Origin of the sequence: Photorhabdus caribbeanensis (assembly GCF_018448885.1) — a bacterium.
GTDB classification, from domain to species: domain Bacteria; phylum Pseudomonadota; class Gammaproteobacteria; order Enterobacterales; family Enterobacteriaceae; genus Photorhabdus; species Photorhabdus caribbeanensis.
In genome coordinates this window covers 1-13,242 of record NZ_RCWB01000057.1, presented here as the reverse complement: position 1 = coordinate 13,242, position 13,242 = coordinate 1, and the positions used below count along the sequence as shown (strand labels likewise).

The window sequence follows — 13,242 nt, the reverse complement described above, 5'->3', positions numbered from 1 at the left end:
GGATGAATGGCCGTTGGGCGGTGAAAGTCTGTGGGTGCGCTTAGCCCGGCCGTATGCCGGTAAAACTCACGGTTTTCACTGGCCGTTGATCCAGGGAACCGAAGTGGCGATCGCGTTTGAGCAGGGGGATCCGGATCGGCCCTACATCGCCCATGCGTTGCATGATTCCCGGCATGAAGATCATGTGACTCTCTACAACTACAAACGCAATGTGCTGCGCACCCCGGGCAACAACAAACTACGCATGGATGATGAGCGCGGCAAAGAGCACATCAAACTGAGCACCGAATATGGTGGAAAAAGCCAGCTCAATCTGGGCCATCTGGTGGATGGAAAGCGACCGCATCCCAACAAGCGCGGCGAAGGGTTTGAGTTGCGCACCGACGACTGGGGAGCCATCCGGGCCGGGAAGGGGCTGTTGTTGAGTACGCATGCACAGCCTAAAGCCTGTGGCAAACAACTGGACATGGATGAGATCAAACGCCAGCTTGCTGATGCTTTGTCATTGGCAGAATCGCTCTCTGATCTGTTGCAAACGGCACAGATTGATCCGCTGGATAGTAATACCCAACAGCATTTTCTACAACGGAATGTCGAGCAATTACGGGAACCGGTGATTGTCGCGGGGGCGTTAGGCGGCATTGCGCTGTCAACACCGCAGCATATTCAGCACAGCGCCAGTAAAAACCTGATGATGACTGCCGGTGGCAACACTGAAATCTCATCGTTGAAACGTATGGTACTGGCGGCAAAAAAATCAATGGTGGTGTTTGTGCATGAGCTGGGAATGAAACTGGTTGCGGCGGCCGGGAAGATTCAGGTGCAAGCTCAAACTGATGCTATTGAAATCGTTGCCAAGAAAGGCGTAACGATCACTAGCAGTGATGACGAAATCCTAATCTCAGCTAAAAAGAAAATCACTTTGCAGTGCGGTGGCTCCTATCTGACGCTGGAACCCGGCAAGATTGAACACGGTTCCCCGGGAGATTTTAACGTCAAAAGCGCGAATTTCGATTATATCGAACCGGCAAAGCTGGACGTGCCTTATCCCCATTTTACTGCCTGTGACGTGATGGTTGCCGAAGCGACCGATCGGGGCGACGCGACGGTGCCATTAGGCTAAGGAATTGATGATGACTCATTATCTGACTGAACCGCTGGCATTTGCCGAGCATCAATATGCGCTGATTGATCGCGTGGTTGTACAACAGTTGCCGGAAGCATTGCCGGTGATTGAAGTTGTTTCACCGCTGCTTGCTCCTCAGGCGCATTTGTATCCCTGGCTGTTGCCGTTGCATGAGTTGCCGTCTGATGTTTGGTTCCGTCTTCTCAATGAAGCGCGTCTGAAAACAGATCCTGACTCGCCGCCGTTTCTCACCTTATTGCTTAAAAGTGATTTATCTCTGGCGGCAATAAAAAACGTGCTGGTTAATGCCTTGTATCTCAAGGAGAAACAGCAGGGGCATATCCTGCGTTATTACGATCCCCGCGTCCTGTTTCATTTGCACTGGATGATGGGGCCTTGGGCATTTTCACGCCGGATTGCCTCGGATGACATTACTCACTGGACATTCTGGCTGGAGGGTAACTGGCATACGCTGGCCTTCCCGGAGAAAGTCCGTTACCAGCAGGGGGAAACGTCGGCGTCATTTGCTCAAATTCAGCGTATTGGCCTGATTAATCAGGTATTGGCTCAGTTGCCGGTGACGTCTGATCTTGCGCAGCGGCAGACGCTTAGCCGTCGTATTGATGCGCTATTTGATATCGCCATGACGCAGTGGTCATTGACCGATAAACAGGATCTGACGGCTTTTGCGTTACATGGCGTCACCCTAAATGACGAGTTTCATCAAGCGCCGAGAATGAAAAAGCTGTTGGGCCGGTGCCAACATGTTACGGGGTATTACCAGCGTATCACCCGTAGCTGGACGGATGAACAGTGGCAAGAAATGACCAGTAAAGTCCGCTACCTGCAACTTTAGCCGATGGAATTATGAATGATGAACCTTAAAGAAACATCGATTATCGCTAGCGACGCGAACGGAGCGTTGCTGGGCCGTCTTAACCCGGAAAACCTGAAATAAATTGTGTGCAATACAGGAGATTTTATTGTGAATAACCCTGGCTGTAATTTTTGTACCCGCGAGGGACTGCCTGTTTTACTTGTTCGTCCTGCCATCAAGGCGCAGGGTGATGGTGTGCCGGATTTGCCGGCGAGCATACAGATGCCGGTAGAGAGAAAAGGCGAAACCGGTTATACCACCCGTGTGTTGCGTGCAGGCTTTTTGTATATCTGGGATGAGCTGGTCAATGGCTGGATCAATTATTACGTGACTGATGAGGGATACTACTATCTTCTGCCCGCCGATGGCGAAGTTCCGCCGCGTCTAGCCAATGGTGAAATGAAACCTTGCATTGGTGATCTATTTGATTTGGCGCGTGCTTCGCTGGTGACATTACCGGTGTTGCCGAAGGGTGTGACAAACAAAGCCTTTTGGCTGGCCTGGTCGGCGGTGGCGTGGACGGATGCGGTACGTAAGAAGCATGAAGATCCGGCATACCGTGCGCGATATATGCAGCGTTTTGATATGGAAAAATGGCTAAACAGTGGAGAGGGGGAGAATGCACTGCCGTTCTCGTCACTGAGGGATACCGTAGCGGAATATCATACGCAGATAGATACCAACCGGCGTATTGCCGATTACACCAGCTCTCATTGGAATGGGAAATTTGTACTTGATCAAGATGCTGTAGAGTGGGCTGCCAGAGAATTACTGCCAGACAAAGGCGTCATACTGTTTCTGTCTGATCCGGTTGCTGTGGTGCAGGATATTGCTGCTCTGGCGAATTATCGGTTAAAGACGCAGTTTCATGAAAATCCACATTACACCAGAGGGATTGCGCTTTCGGCTTCTCTAAGCACGCTAAAAGAGGCGTTGTGCCGACAGTTTGAGCGGGATCAGCTAACTAAAGATGAAACTGAGGAGAATGAAGCTCGGTATGGCAGCTTTGATGGTGAATATTATATTCCTGGCTCTGAAAAGCGAGCGGATACTACGCATTACTTAAATGATATGGCATTAAAGCCATTGGTACAAAAGTATTGGGCGGATTATGAGAAGTACATTGATCGTGATAAAGAAAAAGCGTTTATGGACCGGTTTACCACCGATCTGACGCGCTATGACAACACCATTATCTCTCCGATGACCGAAATGTATCTGGACTGGCTGAAAAGCCAGCTCCTGCTGGACTATTTTGACCATAACTTTGATAGCACGGACGATTATAGCGGTGCGCTGTTTGTCCAGTCGGTCCATGATTGTGTTGCAGGCATGCAGGATAAATTGGGAGCATCCCGTTATTTTCAAGAACAGATGATGAGCACCACCATCACGCCAGATAATCTGCTGTTACGTGCGCTGGTGATGAACAGCGATAAAAAAATAGAGCAAATTCACGGAGTCTTAAAGACCGGTGGAAACTACGGCTCTCTCGCCTGGGATAAAATACCGGATGGGCTTAAAGACATCGCTGAGCACTTCGATGGACCGGTTTCGCTCACAATAGAAAAATACCTGAATGAACTGAGCAGCACTTTGTTTGCAGTGATGAATAAAGCAGTGGAAAAAGTGCCACTTCCTGCACTGGTCGTATTAGCTAAACTGCATGGCAAGGAATTAAAAGTCATTAAGTTCGTCGGAAAACGTAAACATTTTATCAGTGCGGTGGTCGCTGTGACCAGTGAGCTGGGGGATCTGAAACGGCGTCCTTCCTCAGATCAGCTTCGTCACTACGTTGACATTGAAATGCGTCGTTTGAAGATTGATGGCTTGCCGATGGAGGGGGATCAGGAGTTCAACTTTATTGTGCTGGCAGACGCAGGTGAAGCGGAAAAGACCTTGGCTTTACCGGAGGCGGAACGGGCTAAGTCTTTGGTGAAAACCTTGCATTCTGTCGATGAGATCCGGGCGGAACTGTTTCCGGGGACGTTACTTACAAAACTGGCGCAGTTACAGGCCAGTTCTGTCAAGAATGCTGCCAAGCAGTTGGCAAAAGCCCTGCCCTTTATCGGCTGTACCTTCTCTATGGTGTTGCAGATTTCCGCATTGCGCGCGGCGGGGTGGCCAGAGGGCAAGACTGAGGCGTGTACCCGATTTGCGGCGGATCTGGTCGCCGCAATGGGGGCTGTCGCTGAAACTTGTGAACGGTTGTTGAATAATTTTAAAGTCCTGCGGTTAAAGCCTATGGTGCGTCTTATCTTGGGACGGGAAAGCCTGCTTAAGTTAATGAGAGGGATTGAGATAGTGAAATTCCTTGGCGCCCGGGCTGCGATTGTTGGAATAGTCTGGGATAGCTGCCATGCGGTAGATGAAATCGTGTTTAAAGGCAATATAGATTTGGGAATTGCCTATTTAATTTCAGCGGTGAGTGCAGGACTGTGGCTTGCCGGTGTTTTAGGTCCATTAGGTCTATTTGTTGCTTTATTACTATACCTTGGTGCCAATATCTATCTGGCGATGAAAAAGAAGAATGAAATCCAAAAATGGCTGGCGGCCTGTCTGTGGCGCAAGATTCCAGCGGGTGAAGAGGATATTCCCTCTATCTGGCCTGATAGCAGAATGGAAATGGACGCTTTTAATAAATTAATGACTGCGGGAGCATAATTATGCTATTAAATCGATTTTATATGGCCTATGAACTGAATCGTCCTTTGACTCAGCAAGAGAAAGACGATCAACTTTGTCAGGGAAAACCAACACGGTTAACAGGTAAAACAGGCGAATATATGATTGAGTACGATACGGTGATACGTATGAACTCGACTTATATGGAGACTGTGGATAAATATTACCGCAATAAAGGATTTATTAGTTCACTATTTGCGCCGCTTTTTTTGAGCTGTTTTGGATTAATATTATACGCTTATGGTGGAATGGCTTATCAGTATATTATTTATAAAAAGATAATCCCTTCTTTATTCGGGGTATTTATGTTGACAGCAGGTTTTGCGATATTGATCTATTTTAGTGGCAAATTGACCCTAAAAGAGTGGTTTGCTACGACACATTATCCAATTCGATTTAACCGCAAAACTCAGATGATCCATGTTTACCGTTTTAATGGAACAGTATTATCGGTTCCTTGGAAAGAGGTGTTTTTTACCCTGACCAAGTACAGCGGCAAGATGACAGAATGGTGTATTGACGGTCATATTCTGGCAGACGATAAGGAAACTGTATTGGATACATTTAGTCTGGGATTTTCTGGAGTATTTCGGGAGTTGATGCCGGGCTATTGGGAATTTATCCGTTGCTATATGGAGGAAGAGTGTTTACAGGAACAGGCAGATATTATCTTATTGTGTCCGCCTATTGAGCAGAAGAAAGAAGGTTATATTTTTGGATTACAGTATCTAATGCGGATGAATTCTCGTTTGGACTGGTTTGTTGAACTGATAAATTTTCCATTTGATCTAATTACAAGTATTGCCCGTTATATTGCGATGCAGACCAGCAAAATACCGCAATGGCCTAAGGAAGTGGAAGATGCCTGTCAGGTTGATCCTGATGACCTAATTAACGTTAGTGCTGCTAATAATCCCGCGCATTTATGGCGTCATATTCTGGCGAACCAGACGTTGGAAGAATATCAGGCGATAAATGATCGTCTGTCATCAGCACATAAGCGTTTGAAAGAGAAAATTGCAATGGCGCATTCAACTTCGGCGGAGGCATAATTATGCAAGGAAATGGCTTGTATACCCCTTATAAATTGAATCGTCCTTTAACTTGGGAAGAAAAAGATGATCAACTTTGTCAGGGAAAACCGACTCAGCTAAACAGTAAATATGGTCAGTATATTGTTGATTACAATACGGTGATCCGTATGAATTCCACTTATATGGAAACGGTAGATAAATACTATGAGGATAAGGGATTCGTTAGTTCGCTTACTGCAACACTGTTTTTTTGTTGCTTAGGAATGGCCTTATTTTCTATTGGTTACACAATTTACCAATATATAAAAGGAGATCATGAAATTCTGTTAAGCCTTCTAATTTGTCTACCTGTTATATCTCTGTTTGTATATTTTAGTGGCAAATTTACTCTAAAAGAGTGGTTTGCTACAACACACTACCCAATCCGTTTTAACCGCAAAACTCAGATGATCCATGTTTACCGTTTTAATGGCACGGTATTATCGGTTCCCTGGAAAGAGGTGTTTTTTACTCTGACAATAGGAGGTGGCAAGTGGCTGGAATGGAGTATCGACGGCCATATTCTGGCAGACGATCAAGAAACGGTATTAGAGACATTTAGCCTTGGGATTTCTGGTTTACGAGACATGTTACCGGGTTATTGGGAATTTATTCGTTGCTATATGGAGGAAGAGTGCTTACAGGAGCAGGCGGATATTATTTCTTTATGTCCTCCCATTGAGAAACAGAAAGAAAGTTATATTTTTGGATTACAGTATCTGATGCGGATGAATTCTCGTTTAAACTGGATTTTTGGAATCGTAAAGCTGCCATTTGATCTAATTACCAGTGTTGCCCGTTATATTGCTATGCAGACCAGTAAAATGCCGCAATGGCCCCAAGAAGTGGAAGAGGCTTGTCAGGTTGATCCTGATGACCCAATTAATGTCAGTGCAGCGAATAATCCCGTGCATTTATGGCGTTATGTTTTGGCAAATCAGACGCGGGAAGAACGTCAGGCATTATATGACCGCCAATTATCGGCATATACCCGTTTGCAAGAGAAAATTGCAATGGCTCATTCATCTACGGATAAATAAAGGCAAGCATATGAACGAAATTATTGCTTACAGCGCGGCTATTTGTCCGAATAAAATCCCTGCGGAGGTGTAATTATGCAAGTAAAAGGATTGTATATCCCTTATGAACTGAATCGTCCTTTGATGTGGGAAGAAAAGGAAAATCAACTTCATCAAGGAAAACCAACTCAGATAACAAGTAAATATAGTCAGTATATTACTGATCACGACACAGTGATCCGTATGAATTCTACTTATATGGAAACGGTAGATAAATATTACCGAGAGAGGGGATTTGTTAGTGCTTTTAGTGCCACGTTCTTTTTTTGTTGCTTAGGAATAGGCTTATTTGCTATTGGTTGTATGATTTACCAATATATAAAGGGAGATCATGAAGCTCTGGTGAGCCTTCTGATTATTTTGCTTGTTATATCTCCGACTCTGTATTTTATTAGTAAATTTATCCGGAAAGAATGGTTTGCCACGACACACTACCCAATTCGTTTTAACCGCAAAACACAGATGATCTATGTTTACCGTTTTAATGGCTCGGTATTATCGGCTCCTTGGAAGGAGGTGTTTTTTACCTTGACTGAGGCAATAGATAAGAGGCGGGAATGGAGTGTCGATGGTCATATTTTGGCGGACGATCAGGAAACGGTGTTAGAGACATTTAGTCTTGGGCTTTCCGGCTGGGGGAAAGACATAATACAGGGTTATTGGGAATTTATCCGTTGCTATATGGAGGAGGAGTGTTTACAGGAGCAGGCGGATATTATCGCTTTATGCCCTCCTATTGAGAAACAGAAAGAAAGTTATATTTTTGGATTACAGTATCTGATGCGGATGAATTCCCGTTTGGGCTGGATTTTTGGGATCATAAAGCTGCCATTTGCTCTAATTGCTAGTATTGCCCGTTATATTGCGGGGCAGACCAGCAAAATGCCGCAATGGCCTCAGGAAGTGGAAGAGGATTGTCAGGTTGATCCTGATGACCCGATTAATGTCAGCGCTGCGAATAATCCTGTGCATTTATGGCGTTATGTGTTGGCGAATCAGACGCGGGAAGAACGTCAGGCGTTGCATAATCGTAAGTCATCAGCACGTACATGTTTGCAAGAGAAAATTGTAAAAAAATATGGGATAACATCAGAAGGAGAAGGTAAGCAGAATGTCAGTAATTTATTGAAAATATTGCAGAAGCTTGTAAAGGCAACTTCCGCAAAAAAACAGGAGAGACTACTTTTTGATTTTAGATCAGAGTTAGAAAATTATTATATTTGGCTGGAGGAGGCTGTAAAGGAAGGTAAAATTGGCTATATGATGCTTAACCCAAAACAGCCTGACGATCTACCTTCTCTCTTTGTCTATTTGAGTCAGCGACAAAATGAGCGTCCGGATTTAATTTCCGGAGTTGATAAGCCGGGGAGTGTCTTCAAGGAATACGACAGTGATTATCTGTATACTCTTGCTTATACACAGGATTGTGATTTTAAATTTGTTCTCGTTGATGAGAATAATAATATTGAATTGCTTTCTAAAAATATATTGATATTGTTAGATTTATTCCGTAATTCAGATTCAGAAGGTATACAAGACCAGCCAACACGCATTCCAGAATCACGCATAGTGACCTCTGGGTCATTATCTGGATTTAAACGTGGATGTATTGTGTTTTTGGGTGCCTTATTGCTACTGGCTTTTATCTTTGTTATGTTGAAATTTAGGTAATATAATGGTGAATATAGTGTTACTTTGGAATATTACGGTTTTTTACTTCTGCTTGAGTCTAAAAGCAGAACTCATTCATCAATCACTGAATAAAACTCAGGTAAAAGTAGTTCGATAGCGTGAGGTTAAAAGTTAAGAAAGCAAGACAGTAAAAAGCGAAAGGAATAATCATTAAGTTATCCCAAGAAAGGGAAAATTGAAATTAACAATGCGTTAATGGTTTCCGCTCGCCTGAAAGAAAGCTTGTGTAATACAAGAGAAACCGTAAGTTTAATTAAGATGATTGATTGGAATTTTTATGAAAAAGCTGAGTATGGTCCTTTGGTTAGGTTTGATTATTGATTTGATAGCTATCGGAGGGTTTTTTTATTATTTGCAGTTACAACAGGCAACTCAAAATGGTTTAAATTATCAGGATCAAGAGACTCTTAAGGAGCTTTATCCAATTGCTCAACTGATAGCAATTGCTATTGCGATACAGATGGTCAGTGTATTATTCCTTTTTGTTCATAAAAAGCTGGCGCTCTTTTTGGCTATGCTTTCTGGTTTTATGACGCTTCCGTTGGGATGTGTGTATATCATCGGTTTTCTTATGAGTTATAATAACTTACGCTTTGCTGAGTTACCGTTATTTAATTCAGTCAATAAAAAGCAACTTTCCCCTTGCCTTCATTTTCGTCAGGAACGTTTTTATATCGTTGCGGTCATATTAGGTGTGGCGGCTGTTGTGCAATTCAGTATTACCGCTTCAATGGCGATATTATTAGTGGTTGCTGCAATCGTATCTGCCTTTAACGGTATTCGCCTGACTAATCGGCCTGTGTTAGGTATTTATGGCGATCAACTGGTAATTACACCTTCCTTATTCAGTAAAACCTATCAGGTAGGTTGTGAACAGGTGGAGATGAAGAAAAAAGGTGAAAAGACAATTAGCTTTATTATCCAGACTGATTCATTGAAAGAAACGGTGAATATTAAGCGTGACCTGATTAGAACCACTGATGATCATGCCGATATTGAAGAAATTGAAAAAAAATTAACACAACAAAGGGCTATAGAATGAAAGGCATTATCCGCATTCACGATAAAACCACTCACGGTGGTCAGGTGCTGAGTGGTTCGCAGAAAATGAAATTCGGCGGTCTTGGCGTTGCACGTAAAACCGATCCGGTTTCCTGCCCGAAACACGGTAATACCACGATTATCGAAGGTCATCCCACGCTAAAAGATAACGGCCTGCCGGTGGCCTTTCATGGTCATCGCTGTGGTTGCGGTTGCACGCTGATTACCTCTTTAAACACCGCGACAGTGAGTTAATGTATGCCCGTAGATATGAGTGCTATTCCTATACCGGCAGAGCGTAAACCGGGGCCGATAATAAAACGCTGGCTGATTGCACTGATGATATTTATATCATTGGGTGGTTGCGCCACCGTTGTGTACTGGCCCGCCGGTGTGCCAATTCATACCCCTTGGTTCTGGTGCTGTTTTCTGGTTTTCCCATTTCTGGCCTGGGCCGGTGCTTTTGGCATCAGGTGCTTGTGTTGCCAGATCTGCCAGATATGGTCTGATAGTTGGGATTATGAGCGTGAGGTCTGTTTATATCAGGAGACACAGCGAGGTCAGCGACATTTAAATGTGTTGGCTCATGTGGTGGAGCTTCCGCAAACAGTAATGACAGGTTCACTGGCGACACAATTAATGACACAAAAGGCTGTATTACCTTCATGGGTGGATATGGCTCATGGTCAGGTTGTGCGTCAGATACGTTTCGATATGCCAGAACGCCCGAACCGTGAGCGGCTTTACGAAAAAATGGCGGCGCTGTTAGCTGATGAGACACTGACTACCGCATTGCGTCAGTTACCGGTTAATTATACGGTTTTCTCGTCGTTACAGATTGATGCGGGTTTAGATGCGGCGGAGTATGAAGCGGTCTGGCAGTCAGTCTGGGAAGCTTCGGGCATCAGTACTCCGTTATCAATATTGCCGGGAGCGGGGCTGGATATTATTGATAGCTGGCTGGATACCTCCCGCCATAATGCCGTTTTGCTGATAGTCGCTATTCGGTTTGCGACAGAAGTGGTGGACGGTCAAGGTGATGCTGACGTTGCGTTATTGCTGAATTCAACACCCGTTCGCCAATCTACTCTGTTCGTACCACAACTTGAACCGCTCTCTGCGGTACAAGCCATAATACACCGGCCTGAACCAACCCGGGATGATGACATGAAATATGCATTGTCGCAGGCGTTGCTATGGGCTGATATTCCGGCCGACTCAATTTATCAATTGTGGTTCTCCGGCATGGGCTGCGATAACCAATCTCAGGCGATATTTACGCCATTAATTGATCAACTGCCCAATGTGGGGAAACAGACGGAAAGGCAGTGTGATATTGACGTGCAAACCGGTTTTACCGGCATAGCTTCCCCTTGGTTAGCGGCGGCCGTTGCTGTTGATGCTGTAACCACCCAAAAGCAGGCGCAATTAGTCATGAGCACGCCTGCGCCCGATAGGCTTATTCCCTGGTTTATGGTGATTAAACCGGTAGAAACACTGGAGACAGTATGAAGAAATATATGACGTTATTCTGGGGTATTTTTGGATTACCGCTGGTGCTGATAACCGTCTGTAGTCTGATGATATGGTTTAAGCCAGCGTGGTTAAACATACAGGGGCAGCCGTTATTAGAAAAACAACTGGCATTTCAGTGCTATGCATTGATTGCCGGTGTGCTGTTTTTACTGATTTCAGTTCTGATAACGCGCTTGTTTGTCCATGATGCCCGTACTGCGTTTCGTTACTGGCGGCGACAAAATGAGGCGCCTAAAACGATATCTGCATCTGCTGAATCTGACCCGGCATTTGGAGAACTGACCCGCCATTTGCGCCGTCGTTATGGTTCTTTCTGGCGGTTTAAGGTTCGCATCTTAATGGTTACAGGTGAACCGGAACAAGTGGAAGCGATTGTCCCCGGGTTGACAGCCCAGCACTGGCAAGAAGGCGAGCGCCACCTGTTGCTGTGGGGCGGCAGTTTGCAGGTTCAGCCGGATAAAGCGCAGTTACAGGCGTTGCGTAGGTTGCGTCGCCGTCGCCCGCTGGATGGCGTGGTGTGGGCGATAACCGAAGACCAGCTCGGCCAGCGAACGCAGATAGAGACCGCGCTGCGCATGCTGGAGAAACAGGGGCAACAGCTAGGCTGGCAGGCGCCGGTGTATGTGTGGAATGTGCGTCACAGCGACTGGGACCAGCGCGACCGGCCAACCCAGACCGTGGGCTGTTTTCTGTCCGGGGAGTATACGCCTGAGATGTTAGCAGAGAGCCTGCACAGCCTGATACCCACGCTGGCGAACCGGGGCATGGAACAGGCGATAGCGGAGAACCGTCACGATTTTCTGTTGCGACTGGCGCAGTCTTTGCGGGATGAGGGGGTGACACGTCTGGTCCGGCAGTTGACGCCGTTGCTGGACCGGCCGCCGATAAAGTTGTCTGGCGTGACGTTCAGTTTACCGCTGCCGGTACCGTCAGGGATGGTGGAGCATGGCTGGCTGGTGGATGCCAGTTGGGGCGGGGTGCTGGAACAGGTGCGCGATAGCCGGGGGCAGGCGGTGGGTTTCCCGTGGGAGAAAAGCGCGCAGTGGGGCGTGATAGCGCTGGCGGCGTTGTGGGGAATCGGCAGTGTAACCTCGTTTTGGGTTAACCGGCATCAGATAGCGGTGAGCCGAGAACGCATCAGCGCGGCCAGCGACCGTCAGGGAGATTTATCGGCCCGTTTGCTCAGTCAGCATGGGCTGCAACGGGAGATTGACCGGTTGCAGTCTCAGTCAGAGCGGGGGGCGCCCTGGTACAGCCGTTTCGGATTTAATCAAAATGAAGCCTTGTTGAAAGCGATGTGGCCGGTGTATCAGCGCAACAATGCCGAACTGATACGTGATGCCGCTGCCCGGCTGCTTCATCAGCGCCTGACGGAACTGGTGAATCTGCCGGCGGGCAGTGCACAGCGTCATCAGCGTATCAAATTGGCCTACGACCAGTTGAAAGTGTACCTGATGATGGCGCGGCCGGAGAAAGCGGAGGCGGCGGTGATGAGCCGGGTGTTGATGGCGGACTGGCCGCGCCGGGCCGGGGTGACGGATGGCTTATGGCAGAACAGCGGCGAGGCGTTACTGACGTTTTATGCGGAGAATTTACCGCGTCACCCGGAGTGGAAAATCAGCGTGGATAACGAACTGGTCAGTGAAGTGCGTCAGATACTGCTCAATCAGTTGGGGCAGCGTCATGCGGAAACCATGCTGTACCAGAAAGTGCTGCAACAGGTGGCCCACAGTTACGGGGATTTAACCCTGGCGCAGATGACCGGCGCTACTGATGCAAATCGCCTGTTTACCACCCGTCAGGTAGTGCCGGGGATGTTTACCCGTCAGGCATGGGAAGGGCAGGTACAAAAAGCGATAGCGCAGGTGGCAGATTCCCGGCAGGAGGAGATTGACTGGGTGCTCAGTGATGGCCGTCAACCCGTATTGAAGGCGGTGTCCCCGGCGGAGCTGAAAGCCCGGCTGACAGAGCGTTATTTTACCGACTTCGCCGGGGCGTGGCTGAACTTCCTCAACAGCCTGCGCTGGCATAAAACCCATAACCTGTCCGACACCATCGACCAGTTAACCCTGATGGCGGATGTGCGCCAGTCCCCGTTGATTGCTCTGATGGATACGCTGGCTTATCAGGGGG

General features: G+C 46.8%; 10 protein-coding genes and 1 pseudogene. All 11 read left to right on the top strand.

Features of this window, described 5'->3' with window-relative positions; translation table 11 throughout:
- Positions 1-34: 34 nt before the first annotated feature.
- Positions 35-148 (top strand): annotated as a pseudogene (locus EAE90_RS24520) (phage baseplate assembly protein V); the annotation flags it as partial.
- Positions 149-184: 36 nt separating this feature from the next.
- Positions 185-1,123 (top strand): DUF2345 domain-containing protein, encoded by a 939-nt coding sequence (locus tag EAE90_RS22195; RefSeq protein ID WP_339921757.1) that lies wholly within the window; start codon positions 185-187, stop codon positions 1,121-1,123.
- A 7-nt stretch (positions 1,124-1,130) separates the two neighbouring features.
- Positions 1,131-1,982, top strand: coding sequence for a DUF4123 domain-containing protein (locus EAE90_RS22190; RefSeq protein ID WP_214055316.1), 852 nt, complete (start codon positions 1,131-1,133; stop codon positions 1,980-1,982).
- A 129-nt stretch (positions 1,983-2,111) separates the two neighbouring features.
- On the top strand, positions 2,112-4,667 hold the full coding sequence (locus EAE90_RS22185; protein ID WP_214055315.1) for a T6SS effector BTH_I2691 family protein: 2,556 nt from the start codon (positions 2,112-2,114) through the stop codon (positions 4,665-4,667).
- 2 nt (positions 4,668-4,669) lie between these two features.
- Entirely contained in the window at positions 4,670-5,740 is a 1,071-nt protein-coding gene (locus tag EAE90_RS22180; protein WP_214055314.1) for a DUF6708 domain-containing protein, read from the top strand.
- A gap of 2 nt (positions 5,741-5,742) precedes the next feature.
- Positions 5,743-6,801 carry a DUF6708 domain-containing protein gene (locus EAE90_RS22175; RefSeq protein ID WP_214055313.1) on the top strand — a complete coding sequence of 353 codons (1,059 nt, stop codon included), beginning with the start codon at positions 5,743-5,745 and terminating at the stop codon, positions 6,799-6,801.
- A gap of 75 nt (positions 6,802-6,876) precedes the next feature.
- The gene (locus tag EAE90_RS22170; protein WP_214055312.1) at positions 6,877-8,511 is read left to right on the top strand and encodes a DUF6708 domain-containing protein; all 1,635 of its coding nucleotides are present in this window, start codon (positions 6,877-6,879) and stop codon (positions 8,509-8,511) included.
- A gap of 298 nt (positions 8,512-8,809) precedes the next feature.
- Positions 8,810-9,574: a hypothetical protein gene (locus EAE90_RS22165; RefSeq protein ID WP_214055311.1), complete on the top strand. Its 765-nt coding sequence runs from the start codon at positions 8,810-8,812 to the stop codon at positions 9,572-9,574.
- Complete coding sequence (locus tag EAE90_RS22160) at positions 9,571-9,828, top strand: PAAR domain-containing protein (RefSeq protein ID WP_036779522.1); 258 nt, start codon at positions 9,571-9,573, stop codon at positions 9,826-9,828. Before EAE90_RS22165 ends, EAE90_RS22160 begins: the two co-directional genes overlap by 4 nt.
- A gap of 3 nt (positions 9,829-9,831) precedes the next feature.
- Entirely contained in the window at positions 9,832-11,085 is a 1,254-nt protein-coding gene (locus EAE90_RS22155) for a hypothetical protein (protein WP_214055310.1), read from the top strand.
- Positions 11,082-13,242, top strand: a 2,161-nt coding sequence (locus EAE90_RS22150) for an ImcF-related family protein (protein WP_246551076.1), incomplete at its 3' end; no start/stop codon positions are given. The genes EAE90_RS22155 and EAE90_RS22150, both read left to right, overlap by 4 nt.